Origin of the sequence: Microbacterium galbinum (assembly GCF_023101185.1) — a bacterium.
Taxonomy (GTDB): Bacteria; Actinomycetota; Actinomycetes; order Actinomycetales; family Microbacteriaceae; genus Microbacterium; species Microbacterium galbinum.
In genome coordinates this window covers 1,208,566-1,232,038 of record NZ_CP078077.1, presented here as the reverse complement: position 1 = coordinate 1,232,038, position 23,473 = coordinate 1,208,566, and the positions used below count along the sequence as shown (strand labels likewise).

30 protein-coding genes are annotated in these 23,473 nt (G+C 70.5%); 14 read left to right on the top strand and 16 right to left on the bottom strand.

Going from position 1 to position 23,473, the window contains the following annotated elements; genetic code table 11:
- Nucleotides 1-208: 208 nt before the first annotated feature.
- The 4 genes from KV396_RS06155 to KV396_RS06140 form a co-directional block, all read right to left on the bottom strand.
- Nucleotides 209-427: an RNA-binding S4 domain-containing protein gene (locus tag KV396_RS06155; RefSeq protein WP_247624123.1), complete on the bottom strand. Its 219-nt coding sequence runs from the start codon at nucleotides 425-427 to the stop codon at nucleotides 209-211.
- Between the two features lie 30 nt (nucleotides 428-457).
- Nucleotides 458-1,267 carry a hypothetical protein gene (locus KV396_RS06150; protein WP_247957211.1) on the bottom strand — a complete coding sequence of 270 codons (810 nt, stop codon included), beginning with the start codon at nucleotides 1,265-1,267 and terminating at the stop codon, nucleotides 458-460.
- Nucleotides 1,268-1,443: 176 nt separating this feature from the next.
- Complete coding sequence (locus KV396_RS06145) at nucleotides 1,444-2,787, bottom strand: HAMP domain-containing sensor histidine kinase (protein ID WP_247957210.1); 1,344 nt, start codon at nucleotides 2,785-2,787, stop codon at nucleotides 1,444-1,446.
- Nucleotides 2,780-3,457, bottom strand: a complete 678-nt coding sequence (locus KV396_RS06140; protein ID WP_247624126.1) for a response regulator transcription factor — start codon at nucleotides 3,455-3,457, stop codon at nucleotides 2,780-2,782. Before KV396_RS06140 ends, KV396_RS06145 begins: the two co-directional genes overlap by 8 nt.
- Before the next feature lie 230 nt (nucleotides 3,458-3,687).
- Between KV396_RS06140 and KV396_RS06135 the strand changes: the two genes are divergently transcribed.
- The 4 genes from KV396_RS06135 to KV396_RS06120 all read left to right on the top strand — a co-directional run bounded on the left by KV396_RS06135 (nucleotide 3,688) and on the right by KV396_RS06120 (nucleotide 5,278).
- Nucleotides 3,688-4,107, top strand: coding sequence for a MarR family winged helix-turn-helix transcriptional regulator (locus tag KV396_RS06135; RefSeq protein WP_247957209.1), 420 nt, complete (start codon nucleotides 3,688-3,690; stop codon nucleotides 4,105-4,107).
- Between the two features lie 132 nt (nucleotides 4,108-4,239).
- A complete protein-coding gene (locus tag KV396_RS06130; protein ID WP_247633480.1) occupies nucleotides 4,240-4,686 on the top strand; it encodes a hypothetical protein in 447 nt (148 codons plus the stop codon).
- The gene (locus KV396_RS06125; RefSeq protein WP_247633481.1) at nucleotides 4,683-4,946 is read left to right on the top strand and encodes a hypothetical protein; all 264 of its coding nucleotides are present in this window, start codon (nucleotides 4,683-4,685) and stop codon (nucleotides 4,944-4,946) included. Before KV396_RS06130 ends, KV396_RS06125 begins: the two co-directional genes overlap by 4 nt.
- On the top strand, nucleotides 4,943-5,278 hold the full coding sequence (locus KV396_RS06120) for a rhodanese-like domain-containing protein (RefSeq protein ID WP_247957208.1): 336 nt from the start codon (nucleotides 4,943-4,945) through the stop codon (nucleotides 5,276-5,278). Before KV396_RS06125 ends, KV396_RS06120 begins: the two co-directional genes overlap by 4 nt.
- Nucleotides 5,279-5,400: 122 nt before the next feature.
- Here the strand turns inward: KV396_RS06120 and KV396_RS06115 are convergent, their stop codons facing one another.
- The 4 genes from KV396_RS06115 to KV396_RS06100 are packed head-to-tail and all read right to left on the bottom strand — an operon-like array spanning nucleotide 5,401 to nucleotide 9,604.
- Nucleotides 5,401-6,357, bottom strand: a complete 957-nt coding sequence (locus tag KV396_RS06115) for a serine hydrolase domain-containing protein (RefSeq protein WP_247957207.1) — start codon at nucleotides 6,355-6,357, stop codon at nucleotides 5,401-5,403.
- Between the two features lie 10 nt (nucleotides 6,358-6,367).
- Entirely contained in the window at nucleotides 6,368-7,288 is a 921-nt protein-coding gene (locus tag KV396_RS06110; protein WP_247957206.1) for a carbohydrate ABC transporter permease, read from the bottom strand.
- Nucleotides 7,288-8,262, bottom strand: a complete 975-nt coding sequence (locus KV396_RS06105) for a carbohydrate ABC transporter permease (protein ID WP_247624129.1) — start codon at nucleotides 8,260-8,262, stop codon at nucleotides 7,288-7,290. Before KV396_RS06105 ends, KV396_RS06110 begins: the two co-directional genes overlap by 1 nt.
- Nucleotides 8,263-8,317: 55 nt before the next feature.
- Nucleotides 8,318-9,604: an ABC transporter substrate-binding protein gene (locus tag KV396_RS06100; protein ID WP_247957205.1), complete on the bottom strand. Its 1,287-nt coding sequence runs from the start codon at nucleotides 9,602-9,604 to the stop codon at nucleotides 8,318-8,320.
- A gap of 152 nt (nucleotides 9,605-9,756) precedes the next feature.
- On the opposite strand from KV396_RS06100, the gene KV396_RS06095 reads away from it, so the two are divergent.
- Together KV396_RS06095 and KV396_RS06090 are read left to right on the top strand one after the other, a co-directional pair.
- Nucleotides 9,757-10,623: a MurR/RpiR family transcriptional regulator gene (locus tag KV396_RS06095; protein ID WP_247633487.1), complete on the top strand. Its 867-nt coding sequence runs from the start codon at nucleotides 9,757-9,759 to the stop codon at nucleotides 10,621-10,623.
- A gap of 4 nt (nucleotides 10,624-10,627) precedes the next feature.
- Complete coding sequence (locus KV396_RS06090; protein WP_247957204.1) at nucleotides 10,628-11,809, top strand: exo-beta-N-acetylmuramidase NamZ family protein; 1,182 nt, start codon at nucleotides 10,628-10,630, stop codon at nucleotides 11,807-11,809.
- A gap of 152 nt (nucleotides 11,810-11,961) precedes the next feature.
- Here the strand turns inward: KV396_RS06090 and KV396_RS06085 are convergent, their stop codons facing one another.
- From KV396_RS06085 to KV396_RS06070, 4 genes are all read right to left on the bottom strand, one after another.
- Nucleotides 11,962-12,555, bottom strand: a complete 594-nt coding sequence (locus KV396_RS06085; protein ID WP_247957203.1) for a GNAT family N-acetyltransferase — start codon at nucleotides 12,553-12,555, stop codon at nucleotides 11,962-11,964.
- Between the two features lie 163 nt (nucleotides 12,556-12,718).
- On the bottom strand, nucleotides 12,719-13,036 hold the full coding sequence (locus KV396_RS06080) for a carboxymuconolactone decarboxylase family protein (RefSeq protein ID WP_247957202.1): 318 nt from the start codon (nucleotides 13,034-13,036) through the stop codon (nucleotides 12,719-12,721).
- Nucleotides 13,033-13,443 carry a (R)-mandelonitrile lyase gene (locus tag KV396_RS06075; RefSeq protein ID WP_247624135.1) on the bottom strand — a complete coding sequence of 137 codons (411 nt, stop codon included), beginning with the start codon at nucleotides 13,441-13,443 and terminating at the stop codon, nucleotides 13,033-13,035. The genes KV396_RS06080 and KV396_RS06075 overlap by 4 nt, the downstream gene beginning before the upstream one ends.
- Before the next feature lie 25 nt (nucleotides 13,444-13,468).
- On the bottom strand, nucleotides 13,469-14,497 hold the full coding sequence (locus tag KV396_RS06070) for a zinc-dependent alcohol dehydrogenase family protein (protein WP_247957201.1): 1,029 nt from the start codon (nucleotides 14,495-14,497) through the stop codon (nucleotides 13,469-13,471).
- Between the two features lie 139 nt (nucleotides 14,498-14,636).
- Here KV396_RS06070 and KV396_RS06065 point away from each other — a divergent pair, with 139 nt between their 5' ends.
- Nucleotides 14,637-15,521, top strand: coding sequence for a helix-turn-helix transcriptional regulator (locus tag KV396_RS06065; RefSeq protein ID WP_247957200.1), 885 nt, complete (start codon nucleotides 14,637-14,639; stop codon nucleotides 15,519-15,521).
- Nucleotides 15,522-15,672: 151 nt separating this feature from the next.
- Here the strand turns inward: KV396_RS06065 and KV396_RS06060 are convergent, their stop codons facing one another.
- Complete coding sequence (locus KV396_RS06060) at nucleotides 15,673-16,122, bottom strand: carboxymuconolactone decarboxylase family protein (RefSeq protein WP_247957199.1); 450 nt, start codon at nucleotides 16,120-16,122, stop codon at nucleotides 15,673-15,675.
- A gap of 359 nt (nucleotides 16,123-16,481) precedes the next feature.
- The gene (locus tag KV396_RS06055; RefSeq protein WP_247957198.1) at nucleotides 16,482-17,228 is read right to left on the bottom strand and encodes a DeoR/GlpR family DNA-binding transcription regulator; all 747 of its coding nucleotides are present in this window, start codon (nucleotides 17,226-17,228) and stop codon (nucleotides 16,482-16,484) included.
- 56 nt (nucleotides 17,229-17,284) lie between these two features.
- On the opposite strand from KV396_RS06055, the gene KV396_RS06050 reads away from it, so the two are divergent.
- Together KV396_RS06050 and KV396_RS06045 are read left to right on the top strand one after the other, a co-directional pair.
- Entirely contained in the window at nucleotides 17,285-17,653 is a 369-nt protein-coding gene (locus tag KV396_RS06050) for a DUF4406 domain-containing protein (protein WP_247957197.1), read from the top strand.
- A 39-nt stretch (nucleotides 17,654-17,692) separates the two neighbouring features.
- Nucleotides 17,693-17,872: a hypothetical protein gene (locus tag KV396_RS06045; protein WP_247633496.1), complete on the top strand. Its 180-nt coding sequence runs from the start codon at nucleotides 17,693-17,695 to the stop codon at nucleotides 17,870-17,872.
- Here the strand turns inward: KV396_RS06045 and KV396_RS06040 are convergent.
- Complete coding sequence (locus KV396_RS06040; RefSeq protein ID WP_247957196.1) at nucleotides 17,850-18,818, bottom strand: SDR family oxidoreductase; 969 nt, start codon at nucleotides 18,816-18,818, stop codon at nucleotides 17,850-17,852. The genes KV396_RS06045 and KV396_RS06040 overlap by 23 nt on opposite strands.
- A gap of 125 nt (nucleotides 18,819-18,943) precedes the next feature.
- Between KV396_RS06040 and KV396_RS06035 the strand changes: the two genes are divergently transcribed.
- From KV396_RS06035 to KV396_RS06015, 5 genes are all read left to right on the top strand, one after another.
- Nucleotides 18,944-19,786, top strand: a complete 843-nt coding sequence (locus KV396_RS06035) for a helix-turn-helix transcriptional regulator (protein WP_247957195.1) — start codon at nucleotides 18,944-18,946, stop codon at nucleotides 19,784-19,786.
- 43 nt (nucleotides 19,787-19,829) lie between these two features.
- Nucleotides 19,830-20,426 carry a sugar O-acetyltransferase gene (locus KV396_RS06030; protein ID WP_247633499.1) on the top strand — a complete coding sequence of 199 codons (597 nt, stop codon included), beginning with the start codon at nucleotides 19,830-19,832 and terminating at the stop codon, nucleotides 20,424-20,426.
- Nucleotides 20,416-20,979: a TetR/AcrR family transcriptional regulator gene (locus tag KV396_RS06025; RefSeq protein ID WP_247624145.1), complete on the top strand. Its 564-nt coding sequence runs from the start codon at nucleotides 20,416-20,418 to the stop codon at nucleotides 20,977-20,979. Before KV396_RS06030 ends, KV396_RS06025 begins: the two co-directional genes overlap by 11 nt.
- Nucleotides 20,980-20,991: 12 nt before the next feature.
- Nucleotides 20,992-22,203 (top strand): MFS transporter, encoded by a 1,212-nt coding sequence (locus tag KV396_RS06020; protein WP_247957194.1) that lies wholly within the window; start codon nucleotides 20,992-20,994, stop codon nucleotides 22,201-22,203.
- A gap of 166 nt (nucleotides 22,204-22,369) precedes the next feature.
- Entirely contained in the window at nucleotides 22,370-22,813 is a 444-nt protein-coding gene (locus KV396_RS06015; RefSeq protein ID WP_247957193.1) for a hypothetical protein, read from the top strand.
- On the opposite strand, the gene pnuC is transcribed toward KV396_RS06015, so the two are convergent.
- Nucleotides 22,722-23,471 carry a nicotinamide riboside transporter PnuC gene (gene pnuC, locus KV396_RS06010; protein WP_247624148.1) on the bottom strand — a complete coding sequence of 250 codons (750 nt, stop codon included), beginning with the start codon at nucleotides 23,469-23,471 and terminating at the stop codon, nucleotides 22,722-22,724. The genes KV396_RS06015 and pnuC overlap by 92 nt on opposite strands.
- Nucleotides 23,472-23,473 lie beyond the last annotated feature (2 nt).

The following is a 23,473-nucleotide window of genomic DNA, read 5'->3' as shown; positions in this document are numbered from 1 at the left end:
AAACCGCGGCCGCGAGGAGCCGCACGGCCCGGATCACTGCCGAAACCCTCACTTTTTGAGGAGTTGTGAACCGGCCTGCGGTCATAACTCAGGACGAACTGGGGTTCGAGGCCCCGAAACGGCCCGTTCGTGCCCGTGGCGGGCCGTTCGTCCTGAATTAGTGTCGGCCCCGCTCGGGCACTTCGCCGAGCCGACCAGGCGGATCGGGTCAGGGGCGTACGCGCACCGTGCGGGCCTCGAACGACACCAGGTCGCCGTCGTGCAGCTGGCGCCCGCGGCGGCGGTCGACCTCGCCGTTGACCTTCACGAAGCCGTCGATGATCGCCTCTTTCGCGTCGCCGCCGGAGTCGATGAGTCCCGCGAACTTCAGGAACTGGCCGAGGCGGATCACCTCACCGCCGATGGAGACGTCGTCGATAGCGCTCATCCCTGCATCGTATCCGCCCCGGCGCGGGCCTCAGTCGTCGAGGTCGGTGCCGACGACGGCGAAGGCGCTGTCGACGTCGATGTCGATCGAGCGGTTGTCGCTCGTGAGCACCGACACGTCGTAGGGGCTGACGCTGTCGTCGTCGACGTCGAGGTCGGTGATGCGCCCCTCGGCCTCGTCGAGCGCCGCGGCGACGAGCGAGCGGATGGTCGCCTCGTCGAGGGTCAGCGAGGGCCCGGTGTCGTCACCGTCGGCGGCATCCGTCGACACGATGCTCGTCGCGAGGTCGGCGGTGACGCGCACCTCGGACTCGTCACCGGATGCCGTCTCGAGCGTGACCTCCCACGAGCCGTCGCGTTTCGCGTCGATCGAGGTGACCTCGCCGTCGGCGGCGCCGCGGGCGGCATCCGCGATCTCGACGATCTCGTCGGCGGAGTCCGAACCGATGCCGGTCACGGGGCCGCCCTGCTGCGGTGCGCCGTCGTCGGAGCGGTCGTCGCCGCGGTCGTCCTGTCCGCGGTCGTCTCCGCGGTCGCCGTCGTGGCGCTGGCCGTCCGACATCGAGGGGCGGTCGTCGTCGTCACCGAAGTCGTCGCCGATCGCCGCTCCGATGGCGACACCGCCGCCGGCGAGCACCACGGCCGCGGCGATTCCTCCGCCGATGAGCAGAGCGCGCTTGCGTCCCGGCTTCGGGGCGGGAGCGGCAGGGGCGGCGGATGCTTCGGCCGAGGGTGCGGTCGGTGCGGGCGTCGTGGCATCCGTCGTCGGGGTCACGGGGACCGTCGGAGCGTCGGGCGTGGACTCGGGCGTCTGGTCGGGGTTCGGGGTGTTGTCGTTCATGGCTTCATGCTCCCGCGACACCGCTGAAGCCACCCTGAAGCGTCCTGAAGCGGTCTTCAGGAACGCGGCTCCGTGCAGTGGGCCCTTCGACAGGCTCAGGGACCCGTCGCGCTGGGTCGCTGACGGAACTGGGTCGCTGAGCCTGTCGAAGCGTCCCGCCCCGACAAACCGTGCCGCTATCGCGCGAGCGGCAGCGTCACGACGAACCGAGCGCCGCCCCAGCGGGAATCGTCGACGGCGACCGTTCCACCCGAGGCCGCGGCGATACCCCGCACGATCGCGAGCCCGAGTCCGCTGCCGCCGGCGTCGCGGCTTCGCGCCTCGTCGAGGCGCACGAAGCGTTCGAACACCCGCTCCCGCTCGTCGACCGGCACACCCGCGCCGTCGTCCTCGACGGTGACGAACACGTACCCGTCGGCGGGTGCGACCGCGATCGCCACGCAACCCTGCGCGTGCCGGGCCGCGTTGTCGGCGAGGTTGCGCAGCAACTGCCCGAGCAGGCGCGGGTCACCCTCGACGCGGGCGGCGCGGATGCCGGACCCGTCGACCTCCATCCCCGAGGAGCGCAGTCGCCGCACTTCGCCGAGCGCGATGTCGTCGAGGTCGACCGGCTCGTGCACCGAGCCGGCACCCTCGTCGAGGCGGGCGAGCAGCAGCAGCGATTCCACGATGCCCTGCAGCCGCAGACCCTCGTCCGACACGACCTCGGCCAGTTCGCCGATGCTCGTGGTCGAGGGGTGGGCCTGGGCGAGCTCGGCGTGCTGGCGGATCACGGCGAGGGGCGATCGCAGTTCGTGCGAAGCATCCGACACGAATCTGCGCTGAGCCGTCGCCGACGCGTCGAGCCGATCGAGCATCCCGTTCATGGTCGACGCGAGTGCCGCGATCTCGTCGGCGGAGTCGGGCACCGCCACCCGGTGGTGCAGGCGCTCGGCGGTGATGCCGTCGACCTCCTCGCGGATGCGACTGACCGGCCGCAGCGCGCGTCCGGTCACGAGCCACGTCGTCACGGCGACGAGCAGCAGCAGCAGCGGAACGGCGACGGTGAGCAGAACCGCGACGGTCGACAGTGTCTCGGCGTCGTTCTCGACCGAGACGGCGAGCACGAGGGTCCGGTCGTCGTCGAGGTCGTCCGAGAGCACGAGCATCGGTTCGTCGTCGATGGTCATCGTGATCGCGTCGTCGGTGACGGGCAGAACGGTCGAGCTGAGGGCATCCCGCGCCTCTTCGCTGGCGGCGCGCACCGATCCGTCGTCGGCGATGATCTGCACGATCTCGTCGTCGAGCCCGGCGAGCCCGCCGAGACCGCCGGCGCCGTCGGGCCCGCGACCGCCCGGCTGGTCGAGCCGCTCGGCGAGCTCGTCGAGGCGCTGCTCGGCGGAGCGCTCGGTCGCCGAATGGATGCTCCCGCTCAGGATGCCGTAGAACGACACCGCGCCGATCGCCAGCGCCACCGCCACGACGACCGTCGCACCGAGCGTGGTGCGCCCGCGCACCGACCGCCAGCCGCGCCTAGCCACCGTCGGCCGCCAATCGATATCCGGCGCCGCGGATCGTCTCGATGGCCTCGCGGTCGAAGGGCTTGTCGACCTTGCGCCGCAGGTGGCCGACGTAGACCTCGACGATGTTCGGGTCGCCGTCGAAGTCGTCGTCCCACACCCCCTCGATGAGGGTGCGCTTCGAGATCACCTGCCCGCGGTGGCGCATGAGGTACTCGAGCACCGAGAACTCGCGGGCGGTGAGGGTGATCGGTGTCTCGCCGCGCCAGACGTCGTGGGCGGCGGGGTCGAGGCGCAGGTCTCCGGCTTCGAGCACGGCCGGGCGTGCGACCGCCCCGCGGCGCACGAGGGCGCGGATCCGGGCGACGAGGATCGCGAACGAGAACGGCTTCGTGACGTAGTCGTCGGCACCGGTCTCGAGGGCCTCGACCTGGTCCCACTCGCCGTCCTTGGCGGTGAGCATGAGCACGGGCGTCCAGTTCTCCTCGGCGCGCAGCGCCTCGCACACCTTCCACCCGCTCATGCCCGGCATCATCAGGTCGAGCACGATCGCGTCGTAGCGGGTCTCGCGGGCGCGCCAGAGCCCATCGACCCCGTTGTGGGCGACGTCGACCGCGAACCCTTCGGCTTCGAGCCCGCGGCGCACGGCGTCGGCGAGACGCACCTCGTCGTCGACCACCAGAATGCGCATGCCTCCAGTGTGCTGCCTTTCTGCTGAAGCGCGGCTGAAGTCGGGTGCAACCGGGTTGCCGGGGTCGCCTCGCCCGCACAACTTCGGAGATCGTCGCCGACACGCCGGCCGGGCGCCCCCGGCATCCGGCGTGTCGTGTCGGGTCTCCGAAGTTGTGCGGGTGGTGGGGGTCGGATGCCGGAGACGAAGGGGCGGACGGATGCCAGGGGCGACCCGGGTAGCCTGAACAGATGTCCGAGACGCCCCCGTTCAGCCCCACGGTCGCGCTGCTGACCGTGACGGCGGCGTGGCAGGCGGCGTTCGCCGAGGCGCTGAAACCGGTGGGTCTCACCTCGCGCACCTACGCGCTGCTCGGGCACATCCGCGCCATGCCGGGGCTGTCGTTCAGCGAACTCGCGCGCCGCTCGCGCATCACGGCACCGAGCGCGCACGTCGCGGTGGCGGGACTCAAGAAGGACGGACTCGTCGAAGACGACACCGAGCGAGCGGGCGCGGCCTCGCACCTGCGCGTGACGCGCGCGGGCGACCGGCTGCTGGCGGATGCCGGGGCACGCATCGCCGCCCTCGATGCGGAGTTCGCGGCGAAGCATCCGTCGCTCACCGAGGCGCTGCGCGCCCACGTCGCCGACCTGATGCGCGCCCCGCGCTGAGCCGCACCCCGCGCTGAGCCGGCCCCTCCTTCGCCGAGACACCACTTCCGCCGTGAGACACCACGTCGCTGATCATGTCTCGCGACCGAAGTGCGGTCTCGCCGCCCGTAAACCTTTAGCTAGACTAAAGCTATGGAGAACATCCTGCTCGCCGCGCACGTGCTCGCCGGCATCCTCTTCGTCGGCCCCGTCGCCGTCACCACCAGCCTCTTCCCGCGATTCGCGGCACCGGCCACCGGCACCGGAGCGGATGCCGTCGCCACCGCGCCCGCCGTCGCGACGGTGTTGCACCGGATCACCCGGGTCTACGGCATCCTGGCCCTTGTCGTTCCCGTGATCGGACTCGTGCTCGCGGCCGTGCAGGGGCGTCTCGGCGAGATCTGGATCACGATCGCCATGGTGCTCACCGCCGTCGCCGGTGCGCTGCTCGCGCTGCGGATCGTGCCCGCCCAGCGCGACGCGCTCGCCGGCACCCTGGATGCACGCGGCCTGCGCACCATGCGCATGCTCACCGGAGTCTTCAATGTGCTCTGGGCCGCGGTCGTCGTGCTCATGATCGTGCGACCGGGTGCCGCATGAGGCCCGTGCTGCGGGTGCTCGAGGTGCTGTCGGTGCTCGAGCTGCTGAGCATCGCGGTGCTGTTGATCAACCTCGCCACCGTGCACATCGACGGGGTCGCCTCGGTGATCGGTCCGGTGCACGGCGCGCTGTTCCTGGCGGTCGCCGTCACGGCGCTGTTCGCGCGCGACCTGATGCTGCGCACCCGCCTGATGGCTCTCATCCCGGTCGCCGGCGGTGTGCTCACCCTGGTCAACGTGCGACGAGAGGCCCGCCGGTGAGTGTGCGGCACTTCTTCCGGCGCCCGCCGGCGGTGACCTCAGAAGAGGCGCAACGGCTCATCGCCGAGGGCGCCCTCGTGATCGACGTGCGACGTGTGCAGGACTGGCGCCGCGCCCACATCCCGGGTTCGATCCACATCCCGCTCGGCGAGCTCGAAGGACGCGCCGACGAACTCCCCGACGACCGGATGCTCCTCACCTTCTGCACGGGAGGGCTGCTGTCGAGCGGCGCCGCGAACCTGCTCGCCGAGCTGGGCTTCGAGGCGACCAACATGGCGCGCGGGCTCATCGACTGGCGCGCCGCCGGGGGAGAGCTGGTGAGCGGGGAGTAGCGCGGGGCGGGGCCCTTCGACAAGCTCAGGGACCCAGGTTGTGGGGCCCTTCGACAAGCTCAGGGGCCCGCTAGCACTGGGTCGCTGAGCTTGTCGAAGCGTCCCGGCCCGAGGAGCCCACCTCATCCGAGGAACGAGAAGAACTCCCGGCGCGCGGCGCTGAGATCGGTGCCCTCGCGAGTCGGGTGCACGCGGTTGGTGAGCAGCACGCCGAAGGCGCCCGAGCGCGAGACCGCGAACGCGGTGCCCGTGAAGCCGGTGTGGCCGACGGCATCCGCCCCGCCCATCCAGGCCGCGTCGCGCACGCGCAGGCCGAGCGCCTGTCCGTACCCGGCATCGGCGGTCGCGGCGGGCGTCGTCATCAGACGGATGCCGTCGGCCGACAGTACGCGTCCGCCGGCGCCGACCCCGTCGTCGCGGATCATGCGCGCGAGCGCCGCCACGTCTTCGACCGTCCCGAACAGCCCGGCGTGACCCGCGGGGCGGCCGAGGGCGTGAGCTAACTCGTCGTGCACCTCGCCGCGCACGAGCCCGCGATGCGGCTGCCTCTCGGTCGCCACCGCGAGGTCCGCCGAAGGCTGCCAGGTCACTGACGATGCGCCGAGCAACCCCGCGATCTCGGCGACGTGCGCGTCCAACGCCCGCCCCGAGACCCGCTCCACGATCTCGCCGACCGCGATGAATCCGACGTCCGAGTAGCGGTGCACCGAGCCCGCTGACGCGACGAGCGGCGACCGGAGCACCGCCGAGCGCAGCTCCTCCCCGGTGAGTCCCGTCCGCCACATCCGCCCCTCGGCCGGCAAGCCCGATGTATGCGTGAGCAGTTGCCGCAGCGTCACGCCATCGGCCTCCGAGCCGACGGGCACGAACGACCGCACGGGCTCGTCCAGCCCCAGCAGCCCGGCGTCGACGAGCCGCAGCGCGGCGACGGTCGTGAACGTCTTGGTGAGCGACGCGAGGTCGAACAGGTGCGCCGGGGTCAACGGCATCCGCTCGTCATCGGCGGCGGAGCCGAGCACCACCGCATCGTCGTCGATCGACCGCAGCGATGCCCACGCCGAGCCCGGAGCGCCGTTCACCACGCGCGACTCACTTGCTCATGCCGGAGGTGAGGCCGTTGACGATCTGCTTCGTGGCCAGCAGGAACAGCACGACCAGCGGGATCGTGGCGATCGTGAGACCCGCGAACAGCTGCGGCCAGTCGGTGGAGTACTCGCCGAAGAAGCGGGTGAGCCCGACGGGCAGCGTGTACGAGTCGCGGTCGCGCAGCAGGATCAGCGGGTAGAAGAAGTCGTTCCACACGGGCACGAAGCGGAAGACGATCACGGTCGCGAGCGCCGGACGCACGAGCGGCAGCAGGATCTGCACGAAGGTGCGGAACGGACCCGCGCCGTCGATGCGCGCCGCCTCTTCGAGCTCGATCGGCAGGGCGCGGAAGAAGACCGTCAGCACGAAGGTCGTGAACGGGATGCCGAGGGCGCCGTACACGAGGATCAGGCTGAACACGTTGCTGGTCATCTTGAGCGAGTCGAGCAGATAGAACAGCGGCAGGATCGCGAGGTGCACCGGCAGCATGAGGCCCGAGAGGAACACCGCCTCGATGCCCCGGAAGAACTTCGCCCGCGCCCGGGCGAACGCGTAGGCGGCGAGCACCGACACGACGGTGGTCACGATGACCGAGCCGACGGTGACGGTGATCGAGTTGACGAAGTAGGTGTCGAAGGATGCCGTGATCCACGCGTTCTGGAAGCTCGTGAACGTCGGCGGCACGGGCAGGCCGAGCGGCTCGGTCGCGATCTGCTGCTGGGTGCGCAGCGAGTTGTTGACCATGAGCAGCAGCGGGCCGATCGCGACGAGCGCGTATCCCCACAGGAACACGTTCGCGAACAGGCGTCCGATGAACGGGGTGTCGTTCGTGCGGCTCGACCGGCGTCGGGGCGCGGCGGGGCGACGGCCCGAGACGATGGCCTCGGTGGTCGGCTCCGGGCGGGTTTCGGTGGCGGTGCTCATCAGAACAGCTTTCGTTCGGCGCGACGCATCGTCGAGGTGATCACGACCGAGATCACCATGATGAAGATGAAGAGGACCGTCGCGAGCGCGGAGGAGACGCCGATCGAGTTCGGGTTGCCCGACTCGAAGGCGGTGCGGTAGAAGAGCAGCATCATCACGTCGGTCGACCCGGCGGGGGCACCGTTGGATCCGGCGAGGGCGAACGGGATCGCCATCGCCTCCATGCTGCCGATGAAGGTGAGCACGGTGATGATGCCGATCGTGGGCGTGAGCATCGGCAGGGTGATGTAGCGGAAGCGCTTGGCGGCGGTCGCGCCGTCGAGCGACGCGGCCTCCTCGATCTCCTCGGGGATGCCGCCGAGCGCCGCGCCGTAGAGCAGGATCGGGAAACCGAGCCACTGCCAGGCGCTCACGAGCACGATCACCCAGATCGCGAGCTGCGGGTCGCCGAGCCACGGCAGGGCCAGGCTCTCGAGGCCCACGCCGCGCAGGATCGCGTTGACCGGACCGAACAGCGGAGACAGCATGAGCGACCACAGGTAGCCGATGACCATCGGGCTCACGAGGTAGGGGAGCGCGAAGATCGTCTGGAAGAAGCGCTTGGTGCGCTTGCGGCGGTGCAGCAGCGTCGCGATGCCGAGGCCGAGCGAGTTCTGGAAGACGAGCGCCCCGGCGAACAGCAGCAGGTTGTGCCCGAACGCGTTCCACAGCTCGGAGGCGTACGGCTCCTTCGTGAGGAGCGTGATGTAGTTGGCGACGCCGGCGAAGCCGCCCTGCTTGGTGCCCTGCCAGTCGAAGAACGAGTAGCTGAGCGCGGCGAGCATCGGGTAGAGGATCAGCACCGCGAAGAGCACGGCCGCGGGCAGCACGAACAGCGCCGCCGTGGGGGTGCTCAGCGCGATGCCCGCGCGGGTGCGGCGCTTCGGGGCGCCCGAGGTGGCGGGGTCGCGCCGGAGGGGGAGGGTCAGGGCCATGGTGTGTCTTTCGCTCCGCGAGGGGGCGCCGGATCGACGCCCCCTCGTGTTCGGATCAGGAACCCGGGGTGAACCAGGTGGAGACCCCGGACTGCAGGTCGGCGCCGAGCTGCTCGGGCGTCTTGTCGCCGAGGAACATCGCCTGGATGTCCGGGCCGAGCACTGCGGTGCCGGTCGGGTCGCCGTAGCGGAAGTCGACGAGCAGCAAGTACGGCGCCGGGTTGGCGGTGTACGCCTCGTTCATCTCCTGCATGAGCGGGTCGGAGTAGGTCACGCCCGGGAGCGCCGAGAACTGGTCGACCTCGTCGGCGACGAGCTGGCCGAACTCCTTCGTGGTCATCCAGTTGAGCAGCTCGGTCGCGGCATCCTGGTTCTCGCTCGCGGCGTTGATGCCGAAGCTGCCGTCGGCGTAGCCCGGCGTGACCGCGTGGTCGAGGGCGCTGCCGGGGGCCGGCGGCACCTCGTACACGCCCCACTCGGTGTCGGGCGCCGAGTTCTGGAACGTCGGCAGGTCGAACGAGCCGCCGGGCCACTGCGCGGCCTGGCCCGAGGTGAACTGCAGCACGGCGTCGGCGACGGCGATCGCGTTGACGTTCTTGTCGAGGTACTTCTGCATGTCCTGCACGATCTGCAGCGACGACACGTAGGCGGGGTCGGTGAAGTCGGTCTCGCCGGCGAGCACCTTCTCCTCGAAGTCGGCGCCGCCGTAGTTGGCCGAGCCCACGATGTCGTGGAACATCGGCAGCACCCAGTCCTCGCGGGCGCCGAGCGCCATCGGCGTCACGCCCTCGTCGAGCAGGGTGTCCTGCAGCTCGATGAACTCGTCCCAGTCGGTGGGCTCCTCGAGGCCCATCTCGTCGAACATCGTCTTGTTGTAGAACATCTGCATGGTCTGGTACGCGAAGGGCACGCCGTAGGTGGCCCCGTCGTCCTTGCCCTGAGCGGCGCGCAGCACGGTCGGGTCGAACTGGTCGAGACCGTCGACGATGTCGTCGATCGGCACGATCTGCTCCGACTGGATCGCGGGCTGGATGCCGCCGTAGGCGCGCAGCATGGCGATGTCGGGTCCGTCGCTGCCCTCGAGGCCGGTGGCGAGGATCTGGTTGTACTCGGTGGGCTGGTAGCCCTCGAACTCGATGGTCACGCCGGGGTGCGATTCCTCGTACTTGTCGAAGACGGCTTCCCACTTCGGCGACGAGGATGCCTGCCAGGACCAGATCTTGAGGGTGACCTCTTCGCCGTCCCCGTCACCGCTGGACGCGGCGGGAGCGCAGCCCGCGACGGCGAGCCCGGTGACGAGAAGGCCCGCGGTGAACGCGAGTCGGGTGGTGCGGTGTCGCATGGGAATCCTCTCGGTTGATGAGAGCCGTCGGACGGGACCGGGGCGCTCTGCTGTGAATGCCTCTGCCCTACTTTGGGCAATGAGTTACAGAAGATCAAGGGCTTTCTGAAAATTCCTTTCACTTATTGATTCGAATCTGCAATCCTTTTGGCGTGACCACCAGCGCGATGACCGCCATCCACCAGAGGCTCTCCGTGCTCACGCCCACCGAGCGCCGGATCGCCTCCCACGTGCTCGCCGATCCGCAGAGCGCGGTCGACAACTCCATCACCCAGCTGGCGCTCGCCGTGGGCACCTCGGTCGCCAGCATCGCCCGATTCACGCAGAGCCTCGGCTTCTCCGGCTACCCCGATCTGCGCCTCGCCCTCGCCACCGAACTCGACCGCACGGCCTCCGAACGTGAGCGCTTCCAAGTGTCCGAGAGCGACGTCAGTCGCCACGACGACGCCCTCACGACCGTGCGCAAGATCGCCTTCGCCGAGGCATCCGCCATCGAGCGCACCGCGCGCCAGATCGACATCGACGTGCTCGAGACGTGCGTCGGCGCCGTGCGCGGCGCTCGCCGCATCGACATCTACGGCGCCGCATCGAGCGGACTCGCCGCTCAAGACCTCGAGCAGAAACTGCACCGCGCCGGACTCGTGGCCCAGGCCCGCACCGATCTGCATCTCGCGCTCACCGGCGCCGCCCTGCTCGACGAGCGCGACGTCGCCATCGCGATCTCGCACTCCGGGCGCACGCTCGAGATCGTGCAGTCGGCCGAGGTCGCCGCCCGTGCAGGCGCCACCACCGTCGCGATCACCAACAACCCGCGCTCGCCGCTCGCGCGGGTCTGCGATCTCGTGCTGTTCACCGCCGTCTCCGAGTCGACCTTCCGCTCGGGCGCGATGGCCAGCCGCATCGCGCAGCTCGCGGTGCTCGACTTCCTGTTCACCCGCATCGCCCAGGCCGACTACGACACCATCGCCGACAACCTCCAGCGCACCTTCAACGCCGTCACCGACCACAGAATCGACTGATCACATGCCCGCCCTGCACCTCGGTATCGACCGACTGATCCGCCGCGACATCCGCCCCGATCTGCTCGCCCGCCTCACCGGCGGCAGGATCGGGATGCTGACGAACGACCTCGCACTCACCTCCGGGCTGCTGCGGGGGAGGGAGGCGCTCGCCGCGACGGGCTTCTCGTTCACGCGGCTGTTCGGACCCGAGCACGGGTTGAGCGGGCGGGCGCGCGAGGGAGAACACGTCGGCGACCTGCGCGATCCCGTCACCGGCGTCGAGGTGCGCAGCCTCTACGGCGATGCGGTGCGGCCGTCGGCATCCGATCTCGACGACCTCGACGTCGTCCTCGTCGACCTGCCCGACGTCGGCGCCCGCTTCTACACGTACATCTGGACGATGAGCCACCTGCTCGAGGCCTGCGCCGATGCGGGCGTCGCGGTCGTCGTGCTCGACCGCCCGAATCCGCTCGGCGGGCGGCTCGATCGCGCGGAGGGGCCGATGCTCGACGAGGGCGCGCAGTCCCTCGTCGGCCGCTGGACGATGCCGATCCGCCACGGCCTCACGATCGGCGAACTCGCCCGGCACTGGGTGCGCACGCGCGGCATCGACGTCGAGCTCGAGGTCGTCGAGGTGGCGGGTCTCACCCGTGATGCGGCGATCGGTGGAGGGGAGGGCACCTGGATGCCGCCGTCGCCGAACCTGCCGAGCCCCACCACGACGCTGCTGTACCCCGGAACCTGTCTCGCCGAGGGCGTGAACGTGTCGGAGGGTCGCAGCACCGCCGTGCCGTTCCGTGTGATCGCGGCGCCGTTCATCGACGGGGAGCGCTACGCCTCCGCCGTCAACGCCGCGGGCCTGCCGGGACTGGCCGCCGTGCCCTACGGGTTCACCCCGCTCGTGCGCGACCACGCGGGCGAGGCGTGCGAGGGCATCATCCTGCACGTGACGGATGCCGAGGCGCTGCGCCCCGTGTCGGCGGGCGTGCGGTTGCTGTCGCTGGTCGAGGAGCTGCACCCGGGCGCGCTCGTCGAGCGCTCGCTCGTGCCGATGCCGGGGGAGTCGGACTGGAGCCCGCTCGAGAAGCTCTTCGGCGTGCGCGGCGCCTTCGCGCAGATCGTCGCGGGCGAGTGGGACGACCCCGCGCGCCTGGCGGTGCCGGACTGGGCGGATGCTGTCGCCGACGACCTCCTGTACGTCTGAGCCCGCCCGCCCCTTCTGCGTCGCTGAGCCCGTCGAAGCGCCCCGCCCCGCACGACTTCGGAGATCCGACGAGACACGCCGCGTCGCGGCATCCGTCCCCCGGCGTGTCGCCCGAGAACTCCGAAGTTGTGCGGGGGCGCGACCGGATCGGATCAGCCCAGGGCGATGAGACGGTCGCGGAGTTCCGAGGGCAGGGCTCGATCGGCATAGACACGTCGCTGCATGCCCGACGTGAGGGCGTAGTCGGCGGGCGCGTCTCCCTCCCAGACCTGCGCGAGACCCACCCGCTCGAGCGTGCGCCACGACGCGCGGTTGTGGGCGAGCACGCGGGCGGTGACGGGCAGATCGGGGCGGGCGGCGGTCGCCGCGGCCAGGCCAGCACGGCCGACCTCGGTCGCGAGCCCGTGTCCCCAGGCGCCCGGAGTGAGCCGGTAACCGAGGTTCCATGCGGCGGCCTGATGCGGTCGGATCGCAGCCCCGCCGATCCCGATGACCGTTTCAGTGTCGAGGTCTCCGAGGGGCGCGCGCAGCCGCAGCAACCACCAGCCGAGGCCGAACTCCGCCCACGACTTTCCGTGATCGGCCGCGCGAGCCCGGCTCTGGGAGATGTCGGTCTCGACGGCCTCCGGCAGATGCGCCCACGTCGCGGGGTCGGACTGCAGCGCGAAGATCGCGGCGACGGTCCGAGCATCCGCGGAGGCGATGGGACTGAGGATCAGGCGGTCGGTCACGGTCTCTTCGAACACCTGCCCACGGTACCCGGGCTCGCGCCGCGGTCTATGCGTAGGCGCGGGTCAGCTGCCGCACGACTTCGGAGATCCGACGAGACACGCCGCGTCGCGGCATCCGTCCCCCGTGTGTCGCCCGAGAGCTCCGAAGTCGTGCAGGAGAACAGCCGTATGCCGTCACTCAGCACGCCGCGAACGCCTTCCGCGCCGCTGCGATCGCGCCCATCGCCCGGGGCCAGCCCACGTAGAACGCCAAGTGCGTGATCGCCTCGACCAGCTCCTCCTCGGTCACGCCGTTGTCGCGGGCGAAGCCCAGGTGGAACTCGAGCTGATCGACGGCCCCGAGCGTCACGAGCGCCGACACCGTGACGAGACTGCGGTCGCGCGGCGAGAGTTCGGGCCTGGCCCAGACCTCGTCGAACAGCACGGCATCCGTGTAGTGGGCGAGGGCCGGGGCGATGTCGCCGACGGAACGCTGTCCGCCCGTCCAGCCGGTCATGCACCGACCGCCCCGTCGAACTCGGCATCCGTCACGTGCTCTTTCCACGTCGTGGTCGCCGCCGGGTCGTCGCCCGCTTCGAGGATCGCGATGTGCTCCATGAAGCAGCCGGGTGCCGCCGCGTGCCAGTGGTCCTGGCCGGGCGGCGTGTAGAGCGTCTGCCCCGGATGCACCTCGATGATGTTGCCGTCGCGGTCGCCGAAACGGGCCACACCCGAGGTCACGCGCAGGTACTGGCCGCGCGCGTGCGAGTGCCAGGCGGTGCGGGCGCCGGGCGCGAAGCGCACGAGGGCGACGGTCGCGCGCTGGCCCGCCTCGTGCGGGGCGGCGATCACGTCGAGCCAGACGTCGCCGGCGAACTGCTCCGGCGGGTTCTTCGTGGTGGGAACGGATGCTTCGATGTTCATGGTGTCTCCTCTCGAAAGCCGACGGTCAGTCCGTCGTCAGCAGCACCTTGGTCGCACGGCGCTCATCCATCGCCTTGTACCCCTCGGATGCCTCGTCGAGGTGCAGCGTGAGGTCGAAGACGACGCCGGGGTCGATCTCGCGGTCCCAGATGAGCTGGATCAGCTCGGGCAGGTAGGCGCGCACGGGGGCGGGCCCGCCGTGCAGGTGCACGCTCGAGAAGAACAGCTCGAAACCGTCGAGCGACACGTCGTGCGAGACGCCGACGTATCCGACGTGCCCGCCGGCCCGGGTCGCGCGGATCGCCTGCTCCATCGACTCCTGCGTGCCGACGGCCTCGATCGTGCTGTGCGCACCGAGTCCGCCGGTCAGCTCCTTGATCGCGGCGACGCCGGCATCCCCCCGCTCCTCGACGATGTCGGTCGCACCGAATCTGCGCGCGAGCGCCTGCCGGTCGGCGTGCCGCGACATCGCGATGATGCGCTCCGCACCGAGCTGCTTCGCGGCGAGGATGCCGAGGAGTCCGACGGCGCCGTCACCGACGACCGCGACGGTCTTGCCGGGGCCGGCTTCGGCGGCGATGGCCGCGTACCAGCCGGTGCCGAGCACATCGGATGCCGCGAGCAGCGACGGCACGAGGTCGGCGGAGGGCTCGCCCGGCGTCTTCACGAGGGTGCCGTCGGCGAGGGGGATGCGCGCGTACTGCGCCTGGGTGCCGACGGATCCCATCATCACCTGGTGCACGCAGCGCGACTGGTAGCCCGCCTGGCAGATCTCGCAGGTGTTGTCGGAGGCGACAAAGGAGCCGACGACGTAGTCTCCGGGCGCGACGGAGGTCACGGAATCGCCGACGGTCTCGACGACACCGATGTACTCGTGGCCCATCCGCTGCCCGTGCGGGGCGAGGGGCTCGAGGCCGCGGTACGGCCAGAGGTCCGACCCGCAGATGCAGGTCGCGGTGACGCGGATGATCGCGTCGGTCGGCTCGACGATGACGGGCATCTCGAGGTCTTCGGTCCGGACATCGCCGGGGGCGTGCATGACGACTCCACGCATCTGGGTGGTCTCCTTCTCTGAGTGGATGCTTCCCACTGTGCGCCTCGCGCGACGGGGGAGGGAGTCCCTGCGAAGGGGTGTACCGGCAGGGCACCCCTCACGCCTCCCGCAGAGGCGACCTGCGACCTACCCTGAAGTCATGGACAACCGATCCGAGGTGCGCGAGTTCCTGATGACCCGCCGCGCACGGCTCACCCCCGAGGCGGTGGGACTCACCGCCGGCACCAACCGTCGTGTCGCCGGGCTCCGGCGCAGCGAGGTCGCGACTCTCGCCGGGGTGAGCGTGGAGTACTACGCGAAACTCGAACGGGGCGCGCTCGCCGGGGCGTCGGCATCCGTTCTCGATGCGCTGTCGCGGGCGCTGCTGCTCGACGAGGCCGAGCGGGCGCATCTGCTCGACCTGGCGCGCGCCGCCGACGGCGTGCCCGCCAGCGGGCGTGCGCGCCGCCGAGCGACGAAGCAGAGCGCCCCGCGGCCGAGTCTGGCATGGGCGCTCGCCGCGATGACGGATGCCGTGGCCTTCGTGCGCGACGCGAACCAGAACCTGCTCGCGACCAACGAGCTGGGCCGCGCGTTCTACTCGCCCGTGATCGGCGATGGCGGGCGCACCCCGAATCTCGCGCGCTTCCAGTTCCTCGACCCCGCGTCGCGGGACTTCTACCCGGACTGGGATCTCTTCGCCAGCATGTGCGTCGGGATCATGCGCGCCGAGGCGGGCCGCGACCCGCACGACAAGGGCATGCAGGATCTGGTGGGCGAGCTGTCGACCCGTAGCGAGGTCTTCCGCGCGTTGTGGGCGGCGCACGATGTGCGGATCCACGGCACCGGCACGAAGCGGTTCCGGCACCCGGTCGTCGGTGAGCTGACGCTCGCCTACGAGGAACTCGCGATCACCGCCGAGCCCGGCAACGTGCTCATGATCTACACCGCCGAACCCGGATCGCCGTCGGCCGAGCGGCTGCATCTGCTCGCCTCGTGGGCGGCGGAGCATCCTCCCGTCGAAGTCGCCACCGAATCCGCGTAAGAAAATCGCACCGGTCTCGTCGTAGTACATGGCGCCGTTCCCTCATCGCGCGCCACGTCTTCGGTCCGTCTCCCCGTCGGACCGGGGCATCACGGAGGGGAGGAGGCTGGGGAGCATCCTCCCCTCCCTCTCCGTTCGGGCCCGCGCGCGGTCAGGGCGCGACGGGGTACTGGCTCGTGATCGCGATCCGGTTCCAGCTGTTGATCACGACGACGAGCCAGGTGACCGCGGCGATCTGCTTCTCGGTCAGCACGTCTTCGGGCGTGATGCCGCGATCGGGCAGACGCCCGTGGTCGCCGATCAGCGTCACCCGCTCGGCGATGACGAGGGCGGCCTGCTCCTCGGGGCTGAAGTACTGCGACTCCCACCAGCCGGCGAGCACGGCCAGTCGGTCGGCGGTCTCGCCGTGCTTCACGGCATCCGCGGCGTGCATGCGCAGGCAGAACGCGCAGCCGTTGAGCTGCGAGGCCCGCACCTTCACCAGTTCGACGAGCAGCGGCGAGAGCCCGGCATCCGTTCCGGCCTCGGCGGCCGTGCCCGCGAACGCGAGCATCGCCTGGTAGGGAGCGGGGTAGGTCTTGCCGATGTTGACGTGCGACACGTTGTCTCCTTCGTCGGCGCGGGGTGCGCCGTCGAAGTGTTGACGCCGTGGCCGGGGGAAGTGTGACGGACGGTGCGCGTATCTCCGGAAGACCTTGTGCCGCCGGCCCCGATTCGGTCGAATCCGGCCCGAACCCTCCGATTCTCCGGAGTCACGCGCACCCCGCGTCCCCAACTCAGGAAGATCAGGGATCGGGCGGTCCGAATCGACTGTTCTCGGTGCGGTTTCGCCCGTTGTTCCTGAGTTGGGTACAGCTCCGGTACCGGTCTGAGCCGGTTGCGGTTCATAACTCCTCGAAAACGAGCCGGCGGAGTCCGAAAGCGGTGCGAACTCGGCGGTTCGCCGATGCTCTTCCGGAGTTATGAACGCGCGACCGCCGAGGCCAGCCCCGCGATCAGCGGATTCTCGTCGAGCGGATCGGTGATCACGGCCGTCACGGCGGCGAGATCGAGCACGGGGAAGCGCGAGACCGCGCCGATCTTCTCCTCGCTCGCGAGCACGATCGTCTCGGCGCAGCGCTCGGCGATGGCGCGCTTGGTGACGGCGTCGTCGAGGCTGCCGGTGGTGAGGCCGTGCTCGGGGTGGATGCCGGTGGCGCCGAGGTAGAACGTATCGGCGGCGAGGTGGCGGATCGCCTCCATCGCTAGCGCGCCCCCGGCGACCATCGAGTGCCGCGACAGCTCACCGCCGATCATGACGACCCGCGCATCGGAGTGCGCGGCGACCGCGAGGGCGATCGCGGGGCTCGGGGTGATGACGGTGAGATCGGCGCCGGACGGCAGCAGACGGGCGAGGGCGAGGGTGGTCGTGCCGGCGTCGAGCACGATGGTCGAGCCCGGACGGATGCCGTCGGCCGCACGCCGCGCGACCCGCTCCTTGCTCGCCGTCGCGAGGCCCGACCGCTCGTCGACGGGGCGGTCGGCGGCGGGTACCGGGAGGGCGCCGCCGTAGACACGGATGACCTTGCCCTCGTCGGCGAGTTCGCGCAGGTCGCGGCGGATGGAGTCCTCGGAGAGCGCGAGTTCGGCGGCGACGTCCTTCGCGACGACCCGGCCGTCTCGGGCGAGGATCTCGAGCAGATGGGTCTTGCGCTGCGCACCGAGCATTTGCGTTCCTTCATGAAGTTGCACGTTCTTGCACGGTTAACGCTACAGTCTTCGGCATGAGAACTCCACTGCTGATCCTGATCGCCGGCCCCTACCGCTCCGGAACCGACGGCGACCCCGCGCGCATCGCCGCCAACCTCGAGCGGCTCGAAGAGGCATCCGCTCCGATCTTCCGCCTCGGACACGTGCCGATGATCGGCGAATGGGTCGCGCTGCCGATCCTGCGCACGCTCGGTCCCGACCGGAGCGCCGAGGAGAGCCTCGACGGCGACGTCATGTACGAGACCGCGCACCGACTGCTGCAGCACTGCGATGCGGTGCTGCGTCTGCCCGGGGCATCCGCCGGCGCCGATAAGGACGTCGAGATCGCTCGCGAGCGCGGGCTGCCGGTGTACTTCTCGATCGACGAGATCCCGGCGGCCTGAGCGATTCGAACGCCCCGCGCGGGAACCTAGGCTGGAGGCATGACCAAGAACCTCTGGACCATCCTCGGCGTCATCGTGGCGATCGTGATCGCCTGGTGGATCGTGAGCGCGCTGTTCTCGATCCTCTGGTTCGTCGCCAAGCTCGCCATCGTGCTGGTCGTCGCGGTCGTGGTCTTCCTCGTGCTGCGCGGGCTGTTCAGCTCGCGGTCGACCGACTGACCGAAGCGTCAGGGAACGCGACGCCCGTCAGCTCCTCCGACAGCCGCCAGATGCGCGCGGCATCCGCCTCGCTGCGCAGCCGGGAGTAGAGCGGCTGCTCGGCCGGTGCGCCGCCGAGGTGTCCGGGTCCCTTCGGGCCGTAGAGGCGGCGGGCCCGGGCATCCGATGACGTCGCCGCGTACAGCGCGGGCAGCGCTGCGGTCTCGGGTGTGCCCAGCAGGATGCCGCGCGCCGAGGCCCAGCGGATCACCCGCACACCCACGGTGTCGCGGGATCGCCCGAGCTCGGGTCGCGCCGCGAGCAGGTTCGTCGGAGCGACACCCGGGTGTGACAGATTGCTCGTGATGCCCCAGCCGTGGGCCGCGCTGCGACGGTCGAGCTCGAGCCCGAACATCCCGAACGCGATCTTGGACTGGCTGTAGGCGCGCCCGCCGTTGTACGAACGCTCCCACGCGAGGTCGTTCCAGTTGATGGCGCCCTGGTTCGCGGCGACGCTCACCTGCGAGGTGACGCGTGCCTGCCCCGCCCGCAGCAGCGGAAGCAGGTGCCCGACGAGGGCGAAGTGACCGAGATGGTTGGTGCCGAACTGCAGCTCGAAGCCGTCGGCAGTGGTCTGGCGATCGGGTGGAGTCATGACACCGGCGTTGTTCACGAGCAGGTGGATCGGTCGTCCGTCCGACAGCAGGCTCTCGCCGAGTGCGGCGACGGATGCCAGTGACGAGAGGTCGAGCGTGGCGATCTGCACGCGGGCGTCGGGCGCGGCGGCGCGGATGACGGATGCCGCCGCCTCGCCCTTCGCCGGATTGCGCACGGGCAGCACCAGCTCGGCGCCGGCGGCGGCGAGGCGGGTCGCGATGCGCAGGCCGATGCCGTCGCTGCCTCCCGTGACGACGGCGCGGCGGCCGGTGAGGTCGGGGATCTCGATGTCGATGCTTCTGCGGGTCATGGTGTGCTCCTTCGTGGTCTGCTTCCAGCGTGCGGTCGTCGGCCCCGCGCATCCAGGACACGTCATGCAGTGGATACGCCTCGGCCGCGGGTGCGAGGATCGGTGCGGCGAAAGGACGGTGGCGGATGGCGATCGACAGAGAGGCGCTGGCGGGGTTCCTGCGACTGCGCCGAGACAGCCTGCAGCCGGAGGACGTCGGGCTGCACCGGGGTCAGCGCCGCCGCACCGAGGGGCTGCGCCGGGAGGAGGTCGCGGCGCTCAGCCATATGTCGGCCGACTACTACGCCCGTCTCGAGCGCGGCGACGGGCCGTTGCCCTCGGAGCAGATGATCGCCGCGATCGCGCAGGGCCTGCACCTCACGATCGACGAGCGCGACCACCTCTTCCGCCTCGCGGGGCACGAACCGCCACCCCGCGGGGCAGCGGGCGACCACATCGGCCCGGGCATGCTGCGCATCTTCGACCGCCTGGGCGACACCCCGGCCGAGATCGTCAGCGAGCTCGGCGAGACGCTGCGGCAGACGCCGCTCGGGATCGCGCTGACGGGCGATACGGCATCGTTGCGCGGTCCCGAGCGCAGCATCGGGTATCGCTGGTTCAGCGACCCGCGCACGCGCGAGCTGTACGCCGAAGACGAGCACGACTACCTCTCCCGGCTCTGGGTGTCGGGCTTGCGCGAGGTGATCGCACGGCGCGGCCCCCGATCGCGGGCGGCGGCGATCGCCGACGATCTGCACGCGCAGAGCGCCGAGTTCCGGGAGATCTGGGAGACGCACGAGGTCGGGCTCCGCCCGCACGAGACGAAGCGCTTCGTGCATCCGGATCTCGGGGCGCTCGAGCTCACCTGCCAGAGCCTGCTCGATCCGGAGCAGTCGCAGGCGCTGCTCGTCTACACGGCGATCCCCGGGAGCGAGAGCCACGAGAAGCTGCGGATGCTGTCGGCCCTGGCCCCTCGCGTCGCCGTATGAGATAGTGCGTACGATCGTACGCACACGGTGATACCCTCGATCCATGACCGACTACTTCGCGGGCGATCCCCGCACGCAGCGGGAACGGATGCTCGCCGGCGATCTGTACATCGGCGACGACCCCGAGCTCGCCGCCCGCACAGCCCGCGCCGCGCGCCTGGCCGACCTCTACCACCGGCAGACGATCTCGGGCGACCCGGCCGCGCGCGGCTGGCTGCAGGATCTCATCGGCGACCTCGGCGACGACGTCGCGATCCGTCCGCCCCTGCACGTCGACTACGGCGATCACATCTCGATCGGCGCGCGCACCTTCGTGAACTTCAACCTCACGGCACTCGACGTCGCCACGATCACGATCGGTGCCGATTGCCAGATCGGACCGAACGTGCAGCTGCTCACGCCCACGCATCCGATCGACCCGACGATGCGGCGCGACAAGCTCGAGGCCGCCGAACCCATTGTCATCGGCGACAACGTGTGGCTCGGCGGGGGAGTGATCGTGTGCCCCGGCGTGACCATCGGCGAGAACTCCGTGATCGGCGCGGGGGCCGTGGTCACGCGCGACATCCCGGCGAACGTCGTCGCCGTCGGCAACCCGGCGCGCGTGATCCGCGAGATCGACACGGCCGATGGCGCCTGAACCGGGCAGTCGCCGCGGGCGTCAGAACGACCCCGCGCGCCGCGACCGCATCATCGACGCCTGCCTCGACGTCGTCGCCGAGTCCGGCGTCGCGGGGGCGTCGCACCGTCGCATCGCCGAGGCCGCCGGTGTGCCCCTCGGATCGATGACCTACTACTTCGACGGCATCGACGACCTGCTGCGGGAGGCGTTCACGCGCTTCGGCACCGAGATCAGCGAGCGGTTCGAGAAGCGGATGGCGGCGGCATCCGACCCCGCCGAGGCGCGCGCCGCGGTGGTCGAGCTGATCCTGCGCGACGTGTTCGGCGACGCGCGCGAGCTCGTTCTCTCGCACGAGATCTACACGCTCGCCGCCCGCGATCCCGCCTACCGGGCCATCACGACGGCGTGGATGGCCCGGAGCCGCGTGGCCCTCGAACGGCACTTCGACCCGCAGACCGCCCGGATGCTCGACGCCCTGATCGAGGGCCTCTCGATCCACCGCGCCCTCGACGATGACGAGCGCGACCCGGCCGAGGTCGCCATCGCCGTCGAGCGCATCACCACTCGCTGACCTCGGAAGATCATGACCACCACCACCGCACCCACGCGTGCCGATCGTCGCGCCCGCGGCGCCGTCGCCGCGCTCTTCCTCACCAACGGGGCGCTGTTCGCCAACATCCTGCCGCGCTACCCCGAGATCAAGGAGCAGCTCGGGCTCGACAACACCGTCTACGGTCTCGCCGTCGCCTCGTTCCCGGTCGGTGCGATCGTCGCCGGCCTCGCCGCGGCGGCACTGATCCGGCGCTTCGGCTCGGCGAAGGTCGCGGTCGTCGGCACCGTGCTCACGAGCGTGGGAGTGCTCGCCGCCGGTCTCGCTCCCAGCGTGCTGCTCTTCGCGCTGGGCCTCTTCGTCGGCGGCGCGATGGATGCCATCACCGACGTCGCCCAGAACGCGCACGGTCTGCGCGTGCAGCGCGGGTACGGCCGCTCGATCCTCAACTCCTTCCACGCGGTCTGGTCGATCGGTGCGGTGCTCGGCGGATCGATGGCCGCCGGGGCGATCGCCGTCGGCCTGCCGATCGGTGTGCACCTCGCGATCTCGGCGGTGCTGTTCTCGGCCGTGTCCCTGACGGCGCTGCGGTTCTGCCTCCCCGGACTCGATGCGGCGGGTGCGGCCGCCGACGAAGACGCGGTGGCCGACCCCGCTGACGTGCGCGCGGCGGTGCGCGCCGGCATCCGTCCTCGCGTGGTCCTGATGCTGATCGCCCTGGTGATCATCGCGATGGCCGGAACGATCGTCGAAGACGCGGGCAACTCGTGGGCGACCCTGTACCTGGGCTCGCTCGGCGCCCCCGCGGCGATCGCGGCGACCGGGTTCATCGCGCTCGTCGGCGCGCAGTTCATCGGGCGTCTGCTCGGCGACGGCCTCGTCGACCGCTTCGGTCAGCGACTCGTCGCGCGCGCCGGTGGCGTGATCGTGGTGGTCGGCATGGGTGTCGCGCTCGCGTTCCCCACGATCCCCGGCACGATCATCGGCTTCGCCGCCGCCGGGTTCGGGGTGGCGACCCTGGTTCCCGCCGCGATGAACGAGGCGGATGTGCTGCCGGGCCTGCGTCACGGCACCGGTCTCACGGTCGTCTCGTGGCTCATGCGCCTCGGGTTCCTGCTGTCTCCGCCCGTCGTGGGAATGATCGCCGACGCGACGAGCCTGCGCGCGGGGCTGCTGCTGATCCCCGCGGTCGGCGTCGCCGTGGTGCTCTTCGCCGGGGTGCTGCGCGGGCGCGAGCGCGGCTGAGCCCGGGGGACGGGCGTACCTCACTCAGGAAGATCGGTCGCCTCGGTGCCGATCTGGCCCGGATTCAGCCGGTTTCGCCCCGACCTTCCTGAGTTGGGTACGGGGCCGCGGTGCGACGGGCGACCCCCGACCTCACACCCGCCCCACCCGCTTCGTCATCACGAGCATGAGACGACTCCATTTCCTCGCCCTCGCGTTCTCCGCCCTGCTCGCGCTGTTCGTCGGCGGCTGGGCGTACTTCGCGGCGCGGAGCTTCTACGACTCGTTCCCCGGAGTGCTCGGCTCGTGGGTCTCGGTCGACGGTCCGTTCAACGAGCACCTCATCCGCGATGTCGGCGCCATGTACCTGGCGCTCGGAGCGGCGAGCATCGGCGGGCTGATCTGGCGTCACCCGATCGCGTACCGCGTGCTCGGTCTCGCCTGGACGGTCTTCGGCACGCTGCATTTCGCGTACCACGCGTTCCACCTCGCGCACATGCCGCTCGCATCGGCGATCGGCGAGATGGTGGCGCTCGGGATCAGTCTGCTGCTGGGGGTCGTGCTGCTGATCCCCGAGCGCTCTTCTTCTGCACACTCTTCTGCACGGGGATCAGCCCGGTCTGCGCGGTGAGGATCGGCTCGACCGCCCGCCGCTGCGTGCGCATCCACACGATGAAACCGACCGCGGTGAACCCGCCGTAGAACACGTACATGAGTCCGGTGGCGTAGTATCCCGAGCTGAACAGCAGCGGAACGCCCACCACGTCGACGGCGATCCAGATCAGCCAGAACTCGGTCCAGCCCTTGGCCATGCCGTAGGTCGCGAGCAGCGACCCGACGAAGGTCCAGGCGTCGGCCCAGACGGGCTCCCACGAACCGAGCGCCCGGAAGAGCGGGGTCAGCGCGACGGTGCCGATGACGAGGGCGAGCACCAGTCCGATGCGCGCTCCGGTCGGCGCCCACCGCGGCTGGATCCGACCGCCCTCGGCCTGACGCCAGCGCACCCACCCGTAGATCGCGACGGCGATGAACATCACCTGGCGTCCGGCCTGCCCGAGCAGGTGCGGCAGCGAGTGGTCGGGGCTGAGCACCGAGCCGAGGAAGACGGTCAGCAGCAGCACGTTGCCGATGATGCCGACGGGCCAGGCCCAGATGCGCCGGCGCATCCCGCCGATCGCGCTCGCGAGACCGAAGGCGTTTCCGACGACCTCGCGCACGAGGAGCGTCTGCCCGCCGGGCAGCACCCAGTTCGAGTTGAACGCCTCGACGAGCCAGTTCAGGGGATCCATGC